The sequence below is a fragment of the Aeromonas schubertii genome (assembly GCF_000820105.1).
Lineage (GTDB): Bacteria > Pseudomonadota > Gammaproteobacteria > Enterobacterales > Aeromonadaceae > Aeromonas > Aeromonas schubertii.
In genome coordinates, this window is record NZ_CDDB01000050.1 from 1 (window position 1) to 17749 (window position 17749).

Here is a 17749-nt window from a genome sequence, read left to right on the forward strand (position 1 = left end):
GGTGATGAGCAACCACTATCATCTGGTGCTGAAAGTAGATGCCGAGCAGGCCCAGGGCTGGAGCGAGCGGGAGGTGGCCGAGCGGTGGGCCGGGCTGTTCCAGTGGCCGCTACTGGTACGCCGCTGGTATCAGGGGGATGCCCTGATTGAGCCTGAGCTCGCGGTAGTGCAGGGGCTGATAGAGGAGTGGCGTGGGCGGCTCTACTCCATCAGCTGGTTCGTGCGCCTGCTCAACGAAGGGTTGGCTCGCCAAGCTAATCAGGAAGATAGCTGCAAGGGTCACTTCTGGGAGGGGCGCTTCAAGAGCCAGGCCCTGCTGACGGAGTCGGCACTGCTCGCCTGCATGACCTATGTGGAGCTAAACCCCATTCGCGCCAAACTCGCCGACCGACCCGAGGAGAGCGACTACACCAGCATCAGCCAGCGCCTGGGAAGGGCCCAAACCACCGAGTTGCCACCCTTGCTGCTCCCTTTCGCTCAGAAGGGTAAACTCGAGTCACTCCCCTACACCTTCAGCGACTATCTGGCGCTGGTTGACTGGACTGGCCGTGCCATCCGCGATGACAAGCGGGGCCATATTCCCGAGGTGCTTTCTCCCATCCTGCAACGGTTGCAACTCGACGGTGACGACTGGCTCAAGCAGGTGAAGCTGTTCAAACGAAGCGGCATTCGGGCCATCGGCCACGGTGCGGCGCGAGAGCGTTACGCCCACCACTGCGGTCAGCGACGGTGTCATCAACCTCATTGAACGCTCTTCGATAAGGTGTTGATACATAGTGATCAGGGCCACCAGGCCACTAGTTTGGTGCGAGTCTGCAGGTTATGAGAAATTGGCTGACTTCAGTCGGCGTTCTTGATTGTTCCCAGCGTGATTAACTCAAACAACCTTGGAGGGCGTGAGGCTGCGTGTGCTTTTACCAGAATGGTGGGTGTCCTTAAATTTTTTTATTTGAAAGGCATAAATTTAGTAATATGACGAGTGGGAAATATGATAAGTCTCACCCTGAAATATCTAACCCTGTGAGGGGCGGATATGGGGCCTATAAAGTTCAGTATAGGAAGCTTATGCTGGCCTACTCATTGGATAAGAATGCTGCACTAAAAGCAGCATCTTGGGGGAAGTTCCAGATATTAGGTTCCAACCACTTGAGTGCCGGATATAAAGATGTACATGAATTCGTTAGTTCGCTCAGTGTTTCAGAAAAAACCACCTTAAAGCTTTTATTAATTTTATAAAGGCTGATGATAGATTGCTCAAAGCTATTCGAGCAAAGGATTGGTTAGCATTTGCACTAGTGTACAATGGTCCTAGTCAGAAAGGGTATGATAAACGAATGAAGGATAATTACAACGCGCTCTAATATTTATATTTTTATGTTGCTTTATTTAATTTCATCTTCTTCGCATAGCAGCGAAAACGTGTATTTTTCTTGTGAGACTGATAAAGGTGACGTTAAGTTATTTGTTGATGGAAATATATTGAGTTATGAATTCTCAAAAGGTGATAAGACTGAGCTTTCTTATCATTCATCGGGATATGGATTTAGTGGGTTCAGTCATAATTATTACTATAGATACCAGACTGAATATGGAAAGGTTTCTTTCAGTAAAGGGAAATACAAGTATTCTATTTTTTAGTAACTATGAAGGTAATGAAGAGATATCAGGTGTAATAGTGACTATATCCGAAAAAGAATATAACATCCCTTGCAGAAAAAAAATTACAAACAAACTTGTGGATCTTATCCCCTTACTACAATGTGATAAAGAAGATGCATTGGGATGTTATCCTAAACAATAATGTCTTTAATGTTGTTTTTGGTGCAGATTAATGAATCTATTTTTGAGAGCTGAACAAATTCTGGTGCAAATTCTGAAATTCTGGGACACCCACCATTTTGATAGGGGCGTAGCGCTCTGCGGGAAAATGCTGAGAAATTCTGGGTCACCCACAATGGGAGCTCTGTGACACCCATCATTTGTAACCGTACCCTGACAGGGACTTGACGCACACAACTCGGCAGGGATGGGGTAATCTGTATAGATCCAGCAATCACTGGAAAGCATTCCAAAACTGGCCTCTTTTTACTGATCGGAAAAGTATTTATCGGGGTGGATATAGGCTCGTAGCCAAGTAGTGTGTTTTATTTTTTTTCTGTGGGTGATGATGTATGGTCTTTTGGTTTTTTCGAACGAATGGAGAGCGGTCGCCATGTCATTTTTTGTCTCGCTCAGTCAGATCTGGTTGATATTTAGAGTTTAAAGGATGGCTTATTATTTCAATAGCGGTCGTCTTGTTTTTAGCCATGGTGTTGGGTTGAGTCAAGCAGTTACAAAGAGAGTCTCTATTATTAACTGGAGTGGATCTCCGGCCCTTCTTGATATCTGTTTTTTGAAATCGAATTGGTGACCATGATGTGATAACTGGTGGTCATATGAGCCAATAAAGTGTAGAGTGGTCAGGCTAAATATTGACCTGAATGGTCATCACGGGAGAATGGAACGAACTGACAGGGAGGCATAGATGGAACAGTATCAGTCTTGGCTGGGGGATTATCTGCTGAGCCGACGCGACGGGGATCATGCCATGGCGGCCGATCTGGCGCGGGATATTGAGGCGTTCTGGGCCGAGCAAGGCAACAAAGAGGAAAAAGAGAAGTGGCGAAGCCGCTACCGCCAACATCTGGCGCAGGCAGTCTGAGTCACACGCGATAGCGGGGCCTTTGGCCCCGTTCCTTTTTGGCTCTCACAGCCACTCCAGACCGGCATAGGGTACCTGGCGAAGGGCGCTGAGGCGGCTGGCCAGATCGCCGGCGTGGATCTCCAGGCGGTGGCCGTCCGGATCGAGCAGGTAAATCGAGTCACCCTCGCTGCTGTTCTGTTTCCACTCCACCACAGCGGCGGCGCGCAGCCGCTCACAGAAGGTGGCGAAGTGCTCGGGATCGATGGAGAGGGCTACATGGGTGTAATCCCGGGCCGGGGCTGGCGTGTCGCATGAGAGGCAGAGCCAGAGTGTTCCCAGACTTAGGTAGGCTCCGCCGCCCCAGCGTACATGGGGGTGAAAGCCCAGCAGATCACGATAGAAGGTGAGGCTGCGCTCGAGATCGCCGCTAGCCAGGGTCAGATGATTAAGACCGGTCAGCATGCCCCAGTTCCTAATGGGTGAGCCAGATCATCAGGCTGAAGAATCCGGCCATCAGCGAGCCCAGTCCAATGATCCAGTAAAACCCCTTGAGTCCCTGTTTGAGGGGAATGCGAAACCAGAGCAGGAAGAGATACCAGCCAATGGCCAGCAGCAGGGGAATAAGAAACATTCGAGCCATCACGTCCTCACTGTTATGCTGTGGCCTCTTCGTTGCATACCTAATGGACTGTAACAATGAATCAGCTGCAAATCACCGCCTTCGGCGATCCTTCTGTTCTCAGGCTGGCCAGTGTGCCCGAGGCCGTCCCCGGTGAGGGGCAGGTGCGGGTGCGGGTGCACTATGCCGGCGTAAATCCCATCGATGCCAAGACGCGTGCCGGCCTCGGCTGGGCGGCAGCCCAAAATCGGGACAAGCTTCCCTGGACTCCGGGTTATGACGTGGCCGGTGTGGTCGAGGCACTGGGTCCCGGCGTGACCACACTTGCCGTGGGCGACAGGGTGTGTGGCATGGTGGGTTTCCCCCTCGCCGGTGGTGGCTATGGCGAGTCTGTGGTGGCGCAGGTGGATGAGTTGGCCCGCCTGACCACACTGCCGCTGGATCAGGGGGCCGGCCTGCCTCTGGCCGGGCTCACCGCCTGGCAAGGGCTCTTCGAGCACGGTGAGCTGCAAAAGGGGCAGCGGGTGTTGATTCTGGCCGCCGCCGGTGGTGTGGGCCATCTGGCACTGCAGTGGGCGCGCGCCTGGGGCGCCGAGGTGGTGGCCCTGGCCAGCCCGGATAACCATGGCTTCGTGTTGGGGCTGGGGGCGCGTGCCGCCTTCGATTATCACGACCCCGATTGGCCTGCCCGGGTGGGCGAGGTCGATCTGGTGCTGGATCTGGTGGGGGGCGAGAGCGGCCAGCGGGCGCTCGCCTGTGTCAAGGCCGGTGGCCGGCTGGTCACTGTCCCCACCATCACGGCCGAGGCGATCAAGGCGGCCGGGAGCGAAGGTGGCGTCGAGGTGCGCGGCATGCTGGTCCACCCGGACAGCAAACAGCTCGCCCAGATGGTGATGCTGCTCGAGATGGGTGAGGCCCATCTCCAGCTCGCCCATATCTTCCCTCTGGCCGAAGGGGCCCTGGCCCATCAGGCCATCGAAGGCGGTCACACCCGCGGCAAGTTGCTGCTGCGCATGGATGGCCATGCCTGATCTGGCGCTTTGGCTGGGTGCTCATGGCCTGACGGCGCTGTTTGTCAGCGCCTTCGTCTCGGCCACCCTGCTGCCCGGTGGCTCAGAGGTGTTGCTGGGCGCCATGGTGGCCCAGCAGCAGTGGAGCCTCTCCAGCCTGCTCGGGTGGGCGACCCTGGGCAATACCCTGGGCTCCATGACCACCTTTGCCCTCGGTTGGTGGGCCCGGCGTCACAAGGCTCCCGAGGATTTCACTGGCCGTGGGGAACAAACTGCCCTTTCGTGGCTCCAACTACATGGCCACTGGGCCCTGCTACTGGCCTGGGCCCCGATCGTCGGGGATGGCCTCTGCCTGCTGGCGGGTTGGCTAAAGATGGCGCCACTGCGCGCCTGCCTGCTGATCGCCCTGGGCAAACTGGCCCGTTATGGAACGGTCGCCCTGCTGGCCGGCCAGTTCTTCTGACTCAACGCGAGGTATTCGTGAAGCATCCACTCTCTCTTCTTGTGCTCGCCCTGCTCTCCTCCTCGGTGCTGGCGGCCCCGACCCTGGTGGCCGAACAGCATAAAGAGCCCGGCAAGCTCGCCATTCCCTATCAGATGTATCGCCTCGACAACGGTCTGACCGTGATCCTGGCACCGGACAAGTCTGACCCTCTGGTCCATCTCGATGTCACCTACCACGTGGGCTCTTCCCGCGAGGTGGTGGGCAAGTCCGGTTTCGCCCACTTCTTCGAACACATGATGTTCCAGGGATCGAAAAACGTGGGCGATCAGGAACATATGCGCATCATCAACGAGGCCGGTGGCACCATGAACGGGACCACCAACCGGGATCGCACCAACTACTACGAAACCGTGCCGGCCAACCAGCTGGAGAAGGTGCTCTGGCTCGAAGCCGACCGTATGGGCTTCCTGCTCGAGGCGGTGAGCCAGAAGAAGTTCGAAATTCAGCGTGCCACGGTCAAGAACGAACGGGCCCAGCGTATCGACAACCAGCCTTACGGCCTGGTGGGAGAGCGGGTGGGTGAGGCGCTCTATCCGCGCACCCATCCCTACTCCTGGCAGCCTATCGGCTATGTGGAGGATCTCGACCGGGTCGGTGTGGATGACTTGAAGCAGTTCTTCCTGCGCTGGTATGGTCCCAACAACGCCACCCTGACCCTGGGCGGCGACTTCGAGCCCAAGCAGGCCCTGGCCTGGATTGAGCAATACTTCGGCCCGATCCCCCGTGGACCCGAGGTGGCCGAGCCGACCCCCGAGCCGGTGACCCTGCCAGAGACCCGTTACGTCACCCTGGAAGACAAGGTGCACCTGCCGCTGCTCTATATCAGTTACCCGACCGTCGCCCTTGGGGATCCGCAAGAGCCGGCCCTCGACATGTTTGCCGACGTGCTGGGGGGCTCGGCGAGCTCCATGCTCTATCAGGCCCTGGTCAAGACGGGCAAGGCGGTCGACGTGGGTGCCTCCCACTACTGTGAGGAGCTCGCCTGTACCCTCACCGTCTATGCCTACCCCAACCCGGCGGTCGATGGCAGCCTCAAGAGCCTCAAGGCCGAGGTGGACAAGGTGATCGGCCAGTTTGCCCGGCGTGGTGTGCAGCCAGATGATCTCGAGAAGGCGATCAACAAGTACCGGGCCTCGACCATCTGGGGCCTGGACAGTGTCGAGGGCAAGGTGAGCCAGCTCGCCATGGGCCAGGTCTTCATGCAAGACCCCAACTACCTCTTCAAGAGCCTGGATGCCATCGGCAAGGTGACTCCGGCCCAGGTCAAGGCCGCCTATGACCAGTACATACTGAACAAGCCGTCCGTGGTGTTGAGCGTGGTGCCCAAGGGCAAGCGGGATTGGCAGGCGGCCAAGCCCAACTTCACGCCGGCCGAGCGTGCGCTGCCCGACTACAGCAAGCACGGGCAGGCGTTGCCGGTGCGCACCGTCAAAGATGACTTCGATCGCAGCGTGCAGCCCAAGGCTGGCCCGGCGATCAGTGTGACGGTGCCGACCACCTGGCACGGCAAGCTCGACAAGGGGATCGAGATCATCGGCACCAGGAGTGACGAGATCCCGGCCGTCTCCATCACCATCGCCCTGCCCGGCGGGATCCGTGCAGAAGGCAAGGATCAACTCGGCATCGCCAACCTGACTGCGGCCATGCTGGGGCAGGGGAGTGAGCGCCTGAGCGAGGCTCAGCTCAGCGACGAGCTGCAAAAACTCGGCTCCGGTATCAGCTTCTCCAGTGCCCAGTACAATAACCTCATCACCATCAGCAGCCTGACCGACAAGTTGCCCGAGACCCTGGCGCTGGTGCAGGAGCTCCTGTTCCAGCCCGGTTTGCGTGAGGCTGACTTCGAGCGCACCAAGAACCAGATCCTGCAGGGGATGCAGCAGAGCCAGCAGCAACCGGCCTGGATGGCGGGCCAAGCTTTCCGCGAGCTGCTCTACGGCCAGCAGACCCGCCTCGGTCAGCCCTCTGACGGCACCCTCAAGGATGTCGAGAAGTTGACCCTGGCGGATGTGAAGGCCTTCTGGCAGCGCTACTACAACCCGGCCAATGCCCGCATCGTGGTGGCTGGCGACGTGGACCAGGCCACCATCGAGCAGGGGCTCACGTTCCTCACTCGCTGGCAGGGCAAGGCCCCCGAGCTGGGTAACCTCAAGCCGACCGAGCCCCAGGCCAAGCCCGGCATCTATCTGGTCGACAAGCCGGGGGCCCCCCAGTCGGTGATCCGCATCGGTCGCCGGGCGCTGCCCTACGACGCCACCGGTGAGTACTTCGAGGCCGGTCTGATGAACTTCAACCTGGGGGGCAACTTCAACAGCCGCATCAACCTCAAGCTGCGCGAGGAGAAGGGCTATACCTACGGGGCCAGCTCGGGCTTCTCCGCCAACCGCGACGCCGGTGTCTTCGCCGTCGGTGCCGACGTGCGGGCCGACGCCACCGTCGATGCCATCCGTCAGGTGCTGCTGGAGCTCGACAAGTACCGCAAGGAGGGGCCGAGCGCGAAAGAGATGGATTACTTGCGCAGCGCCGTGACCCAGCAGGATGCCCTCTCCTACGAGACCCTGGATCAGAAGGCCGGCTTCCTGCTGCAGATGATCATGTATCAACTGGGACCTGATTTTGTGGCCCGCCAGGGGGAGATCATCAAGAGCATCAAGCCGCAAGCCCTCAAGGCCCTGGCCGAGCGCTGGCTGGATCCGGGACAGATGGTGATCGTGGTGGTCGGCGATCGCAAGGAGCTTGAAAAACCGCTGCAGGAGCTACATCTTCCCATTTATCCGCTGCCCGCACCTTAAGGCAGCCACAACAACCACCGGCTCCCCTTCGGGGGAGCCTGGAGTGAGCCGTGATTATGACAACACAGACCCTCACCCTCGACGAGCTGCTGGCCGCCCTGGGGACACCGGAACGCCTGCCTGCTCTCAAGGGGATGCGTCGTGGCATCGAGCGCGAGACCCTGCGTATCACCCCGACCGGCGAACTGTCGCAGCAGGATCACCCGCGAGCCCTGGGATCGGCACTGACCCACGCCAACATCACCACTGACTATGCCGAGCCGCTGCTGGAGTTCATTACCCCGGCGACTGACTCTATCGATACCCTGCTCGAGCAGCTCGGAGACGTCCATCGCACCGCGATGCATCAGATGGGTGACGAGCGCCTCTGGCCCCTCTCCATGCCCTGCTTCGTCGGTGGCGAGGAGAGCATCCGTCTGGCCGAATATGGCAGCTCCAACATCGGTCGGATGAAGAACCTCTATCGACGTGGTCTCAAGCTGCGCTACGGCAGCCTGATGCAGGTGATCGCCGGGGTGCACTTCAACTTCTCCATGCCCGAGAGTTTCTGGTGCGAGTGGCAGGCCCTCGCCTGCAAGGAGTGTTGCAGCCAGCGTTTCATCTCTGAAAAGTACATGGGGCTTATTCGCAACGTCTACCGCTTCGGTTGGCTGGTACCCTATCTGTTTGGGGCCTCCCCGGCCATCTGCGCCTCCTTCCTCAAGGGGCGCGAGACTCGCCTTCCCTTCGAGAAGCTGGGGGAGGGGACCCTCTACCTCCCCTATGCCACCTCCCTGCGCCTGTCGGATCTTGGCTATACCAACAGCGCCCAGGCCGGGCTCAACATCAGCCACGACAGCCTGCCGGCCTATGTGGCGTCGTTGCGCCGCGCCATCCAGACCCATGCTCCCGAGTTTTCCAGGCTGGGGGTCAAGGTGGATGGCGAGTATCGTCAGCTCAACGACAACGTGCTGCAGCTGGAGAACGAGCTGTACGCCCCGATCCGTCCCAAGAACACCCCGCGCAGTGGTGAGAAGCCCTCGGATGCCCTGGCCCGACGCGGTATCGACTACATCGAGCTGCGCACCGTGGACGTCAACCCCTTCAGCCCCATCGGCATCGAGGCCGACCAGATCCGCTTCTTCGATCTCTTCCTGGTGTGGTGCCTGCTGCGTCCGTCCCCCTTGCTGGGGGAAGAGGAGATGGCCCGCAACCGCCGCAACCAGACCAGGGTCGTGTTGGAGGGGCGTCGCCCCGGCCTGATGCTGGAGACCGACGGTGGCGAGCAGAGCCTCAAGGAGTGGGGTCTGTCCCTGTTCGACGAGCTGGCCAAGGTGGCCACCCTGCTCGACGCCAGCTGTGGTCGCCGCAACCGCTATGCCGCCACCCTGGAGGCCTTGCGTCCCCGTCTCGAGGATCCCGAGCTGACCCTGTCGGCCCGCCTGCTGCGCGAGCTCAAGTCCGAGAACAAGGACAACGCCTGCCTCGGCCGCGAGCTGGCCGCCCGTTACCGGGAGCAGTTGCTCACCACGCCTCTGGAGTATTGGGATGAGGAGTACTTCACCGCCGAGGCGCGCGACTCCCTGCAAAAACAGCGGGAGATTGAGCGCGGCGACAGCCTGAGCTTCGATGACTTCCTGGCCGACTACTTCGGCCAAGGGGTGCCGGTCGCCTGAGGGCGCCCCAGGGAATAAGTGAAAAAAGCCCCGTCACAGTGACGGGGCTTTTTCTTGGCGCTTGTTGTGGGTGCCGGCTCAGGCGACCCCATACATGGCGTCGATCTCCTGCTTGTAGGTCGCCTCTATGATGCGACGGCGCAGCTTCATGGTGGGGGTGAGCTCCCCCAACTCCATGGAGAAGGCGCGCGGTAGCAGGGTGAACTTCTTCACCTGCTCGAACTTGGCCAGCTCCTGTTGCAGCTCCGCGATACGGGCTTCGAAGAACTCCACCACCTTGGAGTGGCGCAGCAGCTCGGTCTTGCACTGGTACTGCAGGTTGATGGAGCGGGCGTACTCCTCCAGCGACTCGAAGCAGGGCACGATCAGGGCCGAGACGAAGTGGCGGGCGTCGGCCACGATGGCGATCTGCTCGATGAAGCGATCCTTGCCGAGGGTCCCTTCCACCACCTGGGGGGCCACATACTTGCCGTTGGAGGTCTTCATCAGCTCCTTGAGGCGCTCGGTGAAGTAGATGTTCCCTTTGGCGTCGATATCGCCGGCGTCGCCGGTGCGCAGGAAGCCATCGTCGGTCATCACCTCGGCCGTCGCCTGGGGCTTCTTGTAGTAGCCGCGCATCACGGTCGCCGAGCGCACCAGCAGCTCCTTGTTCTCACCCAGCTTGACCTCGATCCCCGGCAGCAGGGTACCGATAGAGCCCAGCTTGAAGTGACTCTCCTCGTAGCAGCAGACGGTGGCCGTGGTCTCGGTCATGCCGTAGCCGTACTTGAGGTTGAGCCCCATGGCCTGGAAGAAGAGGTTAACGTCGTCGGCGAGGCGGGCACCGGCCACCGGCAGGAAACGGGTGCGGCCACCGAAGCGGGCGCGCAGCTTGCGAAACACCAGCCGCTCGGCGAGCCAGAGCTGGCCGTAGAGCAGGGGCGAGACCCGTTTATCCTGCTGGCGACGCTCCACCACCCGGGTACCGACCCGGGTGGCCCAACCGAACAGGGCGCGGCGCAGGGGCGGCGCCTCGGCCACCTTGGCCTGGATCATGGCATAGGCCTTCTCGTAGAGACGCGGCACCGAGCACATGACGGTGGGTTTGACCTCGCCGAGGACCGACATCACCTGCTGGGGGTCGCGGATATAGACGTTCTCGGCGCCGCAGTAGAGCACATAGTAGCTCCAGGCCCGCTCGAAGACGTGGCTGAGGGGCAGCATGCACAGGGAGACATCCTCCTCACCCAGATCGAGGCGGCCGTCGTGCATCTGGAAGCAGGCGGCGATGTTGGCAAAGTCCAGCATCACCCCCTTGGGTTCGCCCGTGGTGCCCGAGGTGTAGATGAGGGTGAGCAGATCGTCCATGGCGTAGCGACGCTCGCGCTCTCGCAGGGTCTGCTCGCTCGGAAGGTGGTTGCCGCTGCTGAGGAAGGTCTGGAAGTGGCAGGCCTGCTGGCAGCCGCGCAGATTGATGGTGCCATCGAGGGCGATCACCAGGCGAATGTCACCGCTCTCGATCAGTTGCAGCGCCTGGTCGAACTGGGGCTGCTCCCCCACGAAGAGGATCTGGATGTCGGCGTCACGCACTATGTAACGCGCCTGCTCCAGGGTGCTGGTGGGGTAGATGGGGACGCTCACCCCGCGGGCGGCCAGGATACCGAGGTCGGCCTGGGTCCACTCCGGCATGTTGCGGGCATAGATGCCCACCATCTCTTTCTCCTGATGGCCGGCGCGGATCAGCGCCTGGGCACAGTAGTCCATGGCCTGGCCCAGGGTGCGCCAACCGATGGCTCGCCACTGGCCATCCTGACGGGTCCGCAGGGCCGCCTTGTTACCCAACCGGGCAATGCGCTCGCGAATCAGTCGAACCAAATGAAGCTGCTGCATCAAAAAGATTTCCTCAGTAACAGTTGTACGCCCTCAGGCGGCGTAATCAGCGGGCTAGAGTGTAAACACTAAAAATACAGCTTACAAGTGTGCGCTGTTTTCGAAGGTCACATTTTGCACATTTCGCCGGGGCTTGGGATGAGCCCCAAAGAGTGGTTAAATAGGAACGGAATCAATAAGCTGGAGTCGGGTATGGCAAGCAAGGGAGTGCTGATGGGGCTGGTGGGTGGCGTGCTGTTACTGGCCGGGGCCGGGACAGCCGGGGTCTGGTGGTGGCTGGGCCAATCGACACCGGATGTCGCCGTCAAGGCCCCCGACAAACCCAGTCCCAAGGCCTGGCAGGAGGGATTCGCCGGTTTCTTGCTGGCGCGCTCCGAATCGGAGCAAAGCGGTATCCCCCTGCTCTATCTGGTGGAGCGCAATCCGGGACACTGCTTCTATTGCAAGCAACTGCATCAGGCGCTGTTCGATAACCCAGAGATGAAGGCGGCCATCGCCCCCTTCATCAAGATCTCTTTGAACCCCGACGCCAACAACAACAGCCAGCAGGCGATCGCCCAGTTGCCCGAAATTACCTCTTATCCGGCCATGTTTATGCAGCTCTCGCCCCAGGGGCCCCTGCTCCCCCTCAAGGTGGTGGTGCAGGCCGAGCAAATATGGGTACCGCGGGAAGACTACATGAAGGGCAACTTCATGCCCCTCTCACCGGCCAGCCTGACCCTGGCCATCGACAACACCCGCAAGTTGCTGGCCGCGACGCCGACTCGCTGAGGGTCATCCCAGATCGAACAGGCGCGACATCAGGATGGCGTCCTCGCGATCCGCGCCTGTGCCATAGTACTCCTCCCGTCGGCAATACTCGGCGAAGCCCTCGCTCTCGTAGAGGGCGATGGCCGGTCCATTGCCGGCGCGCACCTCGAGAAACCAGGCCTGCGCCCCCTTGTCCTTGCTACGGGTCAGGTACTCTTGCAGCAGGGCGCGTCCCAGCCCCTTGCCCTGCCACCCGGGATGGACGCAGATGTTCATCAGTGAGCTGTCGCCTGCCACCAGATCCGAGATGAAGAAGCCGACCGGCTCACCCTCGACCAGCATCAGGCCGTTGAGGTAGCGAGGGCCGAAGCAGGAGAGCAGGTTGGCCTGGCTCCAGGGCCAGCGATGGGCGGCCTGTTCAATGGGGTAGACGAGGTCGACGTCGGCCTCGGTCAGGGGGCGAAATTCAGTCATGGTGTGTGCGGATCTGTTGCCACAGGGCGCGCTTGTCGGCGGCGGTGGGATTGAGGGGGCAGACCAGGGCGCCTGGCCTGGCCGGATCGGGCCGGGTCAGCCAGAGCCAGCGCGGCTGACCGGCCGGCAGCGGGCCGGGAGGGTGCAGGCTCACCTCGGCCGGGGTGATGCCGAGCAGGGCGCAGAGATCCTCCAGCAGGGGGCGGGCGGGTAGCCGCTCGGCCACCAGCCAGAGGCCCTGAGGCTCGGTTGCCGCATGAGGCTCCCCGGTCGCGTCGGCGGGGAGAGGATGGCGCAGCTGCCAGCTGGGGATCCCCATCCGGCTGAGCAGGGCGGCGCGAAGATCTGCGGGGGCACGATCGGGCATAGAGAGCGGTCGCTTTGATCTGGGTTGGCAATGAAAGGCGTGAGCAGAGTACACTCGAACCTCTTTTGCTGCACTATTTTGCTGCGCCATGCGAATGGCACATTTCTGGAACGGAGCCTCTCATGCAGCCACAAGGCAATCTGGGCGAGCGGATCGCCCACCTTATTTCAGCCCTCGGAGAAGGGCTTTATGAACGCCAGGATGTGCTGCGTCTCTGTCTGCTGGCGGCCCTCTCGGGAGAGAGCGTCTTTTTGCTCGGCCCCCCGGGGATCGCCAAGAGCCTCATCGCACGGCGCCTCAAGCAGGCCTTCGTCGATGCGCGTCACTTCGAATACCTGATGACCCGTTTCTCCACTCCCGAAGAGGTGTTTGGTCCTCTCTCCATCCAGGCTCTCAAGGAGGAGGGGAAGTACCACAGACTCACCCGGGGTTATCTGCCCGAGGCCGAGGTGGTCTTCCTCGACGAGATCTGGAAGGCGGGCCCGGCCATCCTCAATACCCTGCTCACGGCCATCAACGAGCATCAGTTCCGCAACGGCGACACCCTGCACGATATTCCGTTGCGCCTGCTGGTGACCGCCTCCAACGAGCTGCCGGCGACCGACAGTGGTCTCGAGGCCCTCTACGACCGCATGCTGATCCGCCTGTGGCTGGATCGGGTACAGGAGAAGTCCCACTTCCGGGCCCTGCTCGGCAGCGAAGGGCGCGCCGAGGTGAAGATGCCGGCGGCCCTGCCGGTACGCGGTGAAGAGTATCTGGCCTGGCAGGGGGGCATCGAGCTGGTGCGGTTGCCCGACTCGGTATTTGAGCTCATCTATCAGCTGCGCCACGCCATCGAGAGCCGGCTGGCACACTGCTATGTGTCGGATCGCCGCTGGAAGAAGGCGGTGCGCCTGGCCAAGGCGAGCGCCTTCTTCAACGGGCGCGATGCGGTGGGTCCCCTCGATCTGCTGCTGCTCAAAGATTGCCTCTGGCACGACGAGAGCTCCCGCCAGGGACTCCATGACATCATGAGCGAGTTGGCAACCCTGCACTGCTTTGACCAACTCTCCCTGAGCCAGCGTCTGCAGAGCCTGCAGGATCAACTGCTGCAGTGGGAGGGGGAGATCGCCGTGCGCCTCGCCCCCACCGCCAGGCGCACCCGCAACTGGCTCGGCCGCGAGACCGGTTGGGCCCTTCACTTCGGCGAGCACCGCGGGCCCAAGGAGAAGGTGGTGCTGCGCCTGCTGTGGCCTGCCCCCCTGGAGGCGGATCATCCGGATCAGCTGAGCGACGAGCTGGAGTTCGATCGGGTGGTGCTCGACTACTGGCGCGAGGGGGCCGAGTCGGTGGCGGGTCGTTGCCTGCGCCACAAGTGGGAGCGGCAACTGGAGCTCTGTCTCGACGAGGAGCGTCATCTGCAGGTGATCGACGCTCAGCGCAACCCGGTCGCCCTGCTGCACCCCACCCTGATGCCCGAGGTGGTCAGCGCCCCCTGGCGCGAGCGGCTGGCGGCTATCACATCGGAGCAGCGGGCCCTGCTGCAGGATATCCGGCGCCAGCGGCTCACCTTTGAGCAGCAGCAATCCCATCTATTCTTGGGGGAGGAGTGGCTGGATCGGATCGAGAGCAGCTTCTTCGTGCTGATGCGTGATGCCGAGGTGGTCATGGCCCGGCTCGACACCTGGAAGGACAGGGTCACAGACCTGGTAGGTTGATTCATGCTGGAAATCGGAGCCATGGAGCTCGGCATCATGATGGCGGAAGGGGAGCTGGTCACCGAGATGGTGCTGGCGCTGGCTGGCTCGAGCAAGCTGGTCGACTTCATGCGCAAGGCCCCCAAAGAGGCGGCCCGCTTGCGACGCCGCCTCTTCAACTGGGGCGATCGGGTGCGCGCCGATCTCCGGCGCAAGCCCGTGCCCCCCGCCATGGAGCGAGAGTATCTCGCCTATCAGGCCTGCCGCCCTCTCTCCTGCCAGCAGTTGCTGGCCCGTAGCCAGACGATTCTGGAGGCGCTGGAGCCCGGTAGCCCCTTCTCCCTCGAGGCTCCCTCCCTGCTCTCCCAGTTGCGAGATTCGCCTACCGAGGCGCGCCGGCGGCTCCTGATGGAGCGTTGGCGCACCAGCCTGGTGGCGGCCCTGCTCCGTTTTCAGCAGGAGCTGGCCGAAGCCGAGCGCGAGAAACAGCAACAGGAGCTGGAGTCCCAGCTGCTGGCCAATCGGGAGTTGGTCGAAGCCCTGGATCCCGAGCAGGTCTCGGCCGGTGGCCTCTGGGATCTGGCTCAGGGAAAATGGCATCCCCGCAGCCTGGTGCTGGTGCGCCAATACGCCGCCATGCTCGAGAAAGAGCCCCTGCTGCGCGAGATAGCAGAGCTGCTCGGTCGCAGCGACAGGGACAAGGAGCGCGACCATCAGCCCAAGCCCCCGGAGCCCATGATCGAGCTGGAGCCGGTCATCAGTGACGAGGTGCCCGACGATCTGGTGGGGATCCACCCGGCCGGGGATCTGCTGCGCATGTTACCGAGCGAATCGGTCATGCTGGGGGACCCGGATCTGGAGTACGAATTCTATCGACGCTACCTGGAGCGTCGCCTGCTCAGCTACCAGCCCAAGGGGATGCTGCCCCGTCAGCGCCTGATCCCCCTGCAACCCAGGGATCAGGGGCGTGAGGAGCAGCAGCGGGGCCCCTTCATCGTCTGTGTCGATACGTCCGGCTCCATGGGGGGGTATCCGGAGGAGTGTGCCAAGGCGCTCTTTCTCGCCCTGCTCAAGGTGGCCATGGCCGAGCAGCGCCCCTGCTTCCTGATGCTCTTCTCCACCGAGGTGGTGACCCTGGAGATCACCGCCGAGACCGGGTTGGAGAAGGCCGAACGTTTCCTCTCCATGAGCTTTCACGGGGGCACGGATCTGGTGCCCTGCCTGGAGCGGGCCCTGACCCAGCTCGAGGCGCCGGCCTTTTTGCGGGCCGATGTGTTGATGCTCTCCGATTTCGTGGCCCAACGCTTGCCCCAGGCTCTGCTCGACCGGTTGAACCAGCGCCGGGCCGCCGAGACCCGTTTCTATGCGGTGGCCATGTCCCGTCACGCCAAGCAGGCCCTGCTGCGGATCTTCGATCGCAGCTGGTTGCTCGACTGCTCCCTGCCCGGTCGCTGGCTGCGGCACTGGAGGCAGCCATGAGTGGCCCGGGGACGAGAGGCCTGTTGCTGCTGGGCACACTGCTGACGCCGCTCTGCGCGTCGACCGTGCCCCTCTCTTCGGCCGAGCTGGAGCGGGAGCTCGGCGCCATCGAACACACCTATCTCGCGGACACCGAGTTTCGGGGGCGGGTGGAGCGTCTGCGTGTCGATCTCTCTGCCTATCCGGCGGCGCAGCAGATGCGGATCCGGCGTCTGGCCTGCTGGACCCAGCCGGCCGACGAGATAGTGGAGTATCGTCAGGCGATGACTCAGGCAAACCAGGAGTATGAGCTGGCCCTTGCCCTGGGTGATGAGGTCGCCCAGAGTGATTTCATCCTCTGTCGGGGCTGGTTTCATCAGCTGCTCGGGGAGATAGCTCTCGCTTACGGGGACTACAGCCAGGCCCTGTCCCTGGCGCAGCACGCCGGAGATCGCAGGCAACAGGCCCAGGCCCTGCTCTATCGGGGCGCCCTCTTCTCGTTTCAGGGGAGTCCGGCCAAGGGGCTCAGCGATCTGATGAGTGCCCAGCGCCTCTACGATGCCCTGTCGCTCCCGAGCTGGTATGGCAAGGTACAGCTGGATCTGGCTGCCACCTACCGCCGCATGGAGCTCTTTGGCCCGGCCCGGCGGCTGCTCGATGAGATAGAGATGCAGTTGCCACCCCAAGGGGACAGCGCCCTTCTCTACGATCTGCATCGCCAGCGGGCCATGCTGGAAAATGGCCAGGGTCACTACCATGAGGCCCTGACCGAGCTGGACAAGGCCGAGGCAAGCCATCCGGAATCCACCGCTCTGGGCCTCTCCCTGCTGCGCCTGGATCGGGCAGAGGCCATGTTGGGGCTGGGGCAGTTAGAGGAGGCAACGGCCCTGCTCAAGCACGTCGGTGAGGCGTTTAAGGCCGAGACAGATCCCCTGCTCAATGGCTACTGGCATCTGCTGATGGCGCAGGCCGACACCCAGGCCGGCGCTTACCAGAGTGCGCTGTTCCACCTCAATCGGGCCGAGCCTCCCCTGCGGCGGGAAGACAACCTGCGTTACCTCATCAGGCTGGCCTCCCTGCGCAGCCAGGCGCTGGAGGGGTTGGGGCAGTTACAGGCGGCTCTCGACGAGCAGCGTCTGTTTATCGCCCTCAGAACTCACTTCATTCGCGAGATCCAGGAGCAGAGTGCCGCCTGGGTACGCGGTGAGTTCGAGCTGGCGCGCCAGGAGGCGGAAAACGCCCTGTTGCGCAGCCATCAGCAGTTGCAGCAACAGGCGCTGGAGTTGGCGGATGAGCGTCGTTTCTGGCTGGCTCTGGTGTTGATCCTGCTGATAGCGACGGGGGCCCTGCTGGTGCGCTGGCTCCTCGAGCGCAATCGCCATATGCGCCAGCTGGCCTTTACCGATGAGCTGACCGGCACCCAGAACCGCCGCCGGGTGTTGAGCCTGGGAGGGCGCATGATGGCCGGTGCCCGTCGGCATGGACACCCCTTCAGCGTGTTGGTGTTCGATATCGATCACTTCAAGCGCATCAATGACAATCTGGGCCACCATCAGGGGGACTGCATTCTCAAGTGGCTGGTGGCCTCTGTGCGCCACCTGCTGCGCCAGCAGGATGTGCTGGGGCGAGTGGGGGGAGAGGAGTTCCTGCTGCTGCTGCCGGGGCTGGAGCTGGCCCAGGCGGCCCGTGTGGCCGAACGGATCCGGGCCTTCATTGCCGGGCGGGCCTTCCCCGGCATGCCCTATCCGGTGACCCTGAGCCTCGGTTGTGCCCAGCTCGGGAGCGGGGACGCCGAGCTCAGCGATCTGATCCGCCGTGCCGATGCTGCCCTCTATCGGGCCAAGGGGGGTGGTCGTAACCGGGTCGAGCTCGACCTCTGACGGGCTGGGTATTT

Annotated in this window: 15 protein-coding genes and 1 pseudogene; 11 read left to right on the forward strand and 5 right to left on the reverse strand. The window is 61.8% G+C overall.

Going from position 1 to position 17749, the window contains the following annotated elements; translation table 11 throughout:
* The 3 genes and pseudogenes from BN1133_RS20335 to BN1133_RS20345 all read left to right on the forward strand — a co-directional run.
* Nucleotides 1-748 (forward strand): hypothetical protein (locus BN1133_RS20335; RefSeq protein WP_050666470.1); only part of this gene is annotated, 748 nt, incomplete at its 5' end.
* Nucleotides 749-939: 191 nt separating this feature from the next.
* Nucleotides 940-1361: pseudogene (locus BN1133_RS20570) on the forward strand (N-acetylmuramidase domain-containing protein).
* A gap of 1163 nt (nt 1362-2524) precedes the next feature.
* Nucleotides 2525-2701 (forward strand): hypothetical protein, encoded by a 177-nt coding sequence (locus tag BN1133_RS20345; protein ID WP_168929920.1) that lies wholly within the window; start codon nt 2525-2527, stop codon nt 2699-2701.
* A 45-nt stretch (nt 2702-2746) separates the two neighbouring features.
* Here the strand turns inward: BN1133_RS20345 and fos are convergent, their stop codons facing one another.
* Together fos and BN1133_RS20120 are read right to left on the reverse strand one after the other, a co-directional pair.
* Nucleotides 2747-3145, reverse strand: coding sequence for a fosfomycin resistance glutathione transferase (fos, locus tag BN1133_RS10435; RefSeq protein ID WP_050666471.1), 399 nt, complete (start codon nt 3143-3145; stop codon nt 2747-2749).
* A 10-nt stretch (nt 3146-3155) separates the two neighbouring features.
* Nucleotides 3156-3323, reverse strand: coding sequence for a hypothetical protein (locus BN1133_RS20120; protein WP_162491590.1), 168 nt, complete (start codon nt 3321-3323; stop codon nt 3156-3158).
* Nucleotides 3324-3379: 56 nt separating this feature from the next.
* On the opposite strand from BN1133_RS20120, the gene BN1133_RS10440 reads away from it, so the two are divergent.
* Genes BN1133_RS10440 through gshA form a run of 4 tightly spaced genes read left to right on the forward strand, consistent with a single transcriptional unit; the run spans nt 3380 to nt 9261 of the window.
* Nucleotides 3380-4333, forward strand: coding sequence for an NADP-dependent oxidoreductase (locus BN1133_RS10440; protein WP_050666472.1), 954 nt, complete (start codon nt 3380-3382; stop codon nt 4331-4333).
* Nucleotides 4326-4775 (forward strand): YqaA family protein, encoded by a 450-nt coding sequence (locus tag BN1133_RS10445; RefSeq protein WP_050666473.1) that lies wholly within the window; start codon nt 4326-4328, stop codon nt 4773-4775. The genes BN1133_RS10440 and BN1133_RS10445 overlap by 8 nt, the downstream gene beginning before the upstream one ends.
* A 17-nt stretch (nt 4776-4792) precedes the next feature.
* Nucleotides 4793-7606 (forward strand): M16 family metallopeptidase, encoded by a 2814-nt coding sequence (locus BN1133_RS10450; protein WP_050666474.1) that lies wholly within the window; start codon nt 4793-4795, stop codon nt 7604-7606.
* A 56-nt stretch (nt 7607-7662) separates the two neighbouring features.
* A complete protein-coding gene (gene gshA / locus BN1133_RS10455; RefSeq protein WP_050666475.1) occupies nt 7663-9261 on the forward strand; it encodes a glutamate--cysteine ligase in 1599 nt (532 codons plus the stop codon).
* A gap of 78 nt (nt 9262-9339) precedes the next feature.
* On the opposite strand, the gene BN1133_RS10460 is transcribed toward gshA, so the two are convergent.
* On the reverse strand, nt 9340-11130 hold the full coding sequence (locus tag BN1133_RS10460) for an AMP-dependent synthetase/ligase (protein WP_050666476.1): 1791 nt from the start codon (nt 11128-11130) through the stop codon (nt 9340-9342).
* A gap of 192 nt (nt 11131-11322) precedes the next feature.
* On the opposite strand from BN1133_RS10460, the gene BN1133_RS10465 reads away from it, so the two are divergent.
* A complete protein-coding gene (locus BN1133_RS10465) occupies nt 11323-11901 on the forward strand; it encodes a hypothetical protein (RefSeq protein WP_050666477.1) in 579 nt (192 codons plus the stop codon).
* Nucleotides 11902-11904: 3 nt separating this feature from the next.
* Here the strand turns inward: BN1133_RS10465 and rimI are convergent, their stop codons facing one another.
* Entirely contained in the window at nt 11905-12354 is a 450-nt protein-coding gene (rimI, locus tag BN1133_RS10470) for a ribosomal protein S18-alanine N-acetyltransferase (RefSeq protein ID WP_050666478.1), read from the reverse strand.
* Nucleotides 12347-12721: a DNA polymerase III subunit psi gene (locus BN1133_RS10475; RefSeq protein ID WP_050666479.1), complete on the reverse strand. Its 375-nt coding sequence runs from the start codon at nt 12719-12721 to the stop codon at nt 12347-12349. Before BN1133_RS10475 ends, rimI begins: the two co-directional genes overlap by 8 nt.
* A gap of 122 nt (nt 12722-12843) precedes the next feature.
* On the opposite strand from BN1133_RS10475, the gene BN1133_RS10480 reads away from it, so the two are divergent.
* The 3 genes from BN1133_RS10480 to BN1133_RS10490 are packed head-to-tail and all read left to right on the forward strand — an operon-like array spanning nt 12844 to nt 17735.
* Nucleotides 12844-14418, forward strand: a complete 1575-nt coding sequence (locus tag BN1133_RS10480; RefSeq protein ID WP_050666480.1) for an ATPase RavA domain-containing protein — start codon at nt 12844-12846, stop codon at nt 14416-14418.
* Between the two features lie 3 nt (nt 14419-14421).
* Nucleotides 14422-15876: an ATPase RavA stimulator ViaA gene (gene viaA, locus BN1133_RS10485; protein WP_050666481.1), complete on the forward strand. Its 1455-nt coding sequence runs from the start codon at nt 14422-14424 to the stop codon at nt 15874-15876.
* Nucleotides 15873-17735, forward strand: a complete 1863-nt coding sequence (locus tag BN1133_RS10490) for a GGDEF domain-containing protein (protein ID WP_050666482.1) — start codon at nt 15873-15875, stop codon at nt 17733-17735. Before viaA ends, BN1133_RS10490 begins: the two co-directional genes overlap by 4 nt.
* The last annotated feature ends 14 nt before the right edge of the window (nt 17736-17749 follow it).

Excerpts from the sequence above, each read along its gene's own strand:
- BN1133_RS10465 (WP_050666477.1), top strand. The coding sequence starts at position 11,323 with ATGGCAAGCAAGGGAGTGCTGATGGGGCTGGTGGGTGGCGTGCTGTTA.
- BN1133_RS20120 (WP_162491590.1), bottom strand. The coding sequence starts at position 3,323 with ATGGCTCGAATGTTTCTTATTCCCCTGCTGCTGGCCATTGGCTGGTAT.
- viaA (WP_050666481.1), top strand. The coding sequence starts at position 14,422 with ATGCTGGAAATCGGAGCCATGGAGCTCGGCATCATGATGGCGGAAGGG.
- rimI (WP_050666478.1), bottom strand. The coding sequence starts at position 12,354 with ATGACTGAATTTCGCCCCCTGACCGAGGCCGACGTCGACCTCGTCTAC.
- BN1133_RS10480 (WP_050666480.1), top strand. The coding sequence starts at position 12,844 with ATGCAGCCACAAGGCAATCTGGGCGAGCGGATCGCCCACCTTATTTCA.
- BN1133_RS10475 (WP_050666479.1), bottom strand. The coding sequence starts at position 12,721 with ATGCCCGATCGTGCCCCCGCAGATCTTCGCGCCGCCCTGCTCAGCCGG.
- BN1133_RS10445 (WP_050666473.1), top strand. The coding sequence starts at position 4,326 with ATGCCTGATCTGGCGCTTTGGCTGGGTGCTCATGGCCTGACGGCGCTG.
- BN1133_RS10490 (WP_050666482.1), top strand. The coding sequence starts at position 15,873 with ATGAGTGGCCCGGGGACGAGAGGCCTGTTGCTGCTGGGCACACTGCTG.
- BN1133_RS10460 (WP_050666476.1), bottom strand. The coding sequence starts at position 11,130 with ATGCAGCAGCTTCATTTGGTTCGACTGATTCGCGAGCGCATTGCCCGG.
- BN1133_RS20345 (WP_168929920.1), top strand. The coding sequence starts at position 2,525 with ATGGAACAGTATCAGTCTTGGCTGGGGGATTATCTGCTGAGCCGACGC.
- gshA (WP_050666475.1), top strand. The coding sequence starts at position 7,663 with ATGACAACACAGACCCTCACCCTCGACGAGCTGCTGGCCGCCCTGGGG.
- fos (WP_050666471.1), bottom strand. The coding sequence starts at position 3,145 with ATGCTGACCGGTCTTAATCATCTGACCCTGGCTAGCGGCGATCTCGAG.
- BN1133_RS10440 (WP_050666472.1), top strand. The coding sequence starts at position 3,380 with ATGAATCAGCTGCAAATCACCGCCTTCGGCGATCCTTCTGTTCTCAGG.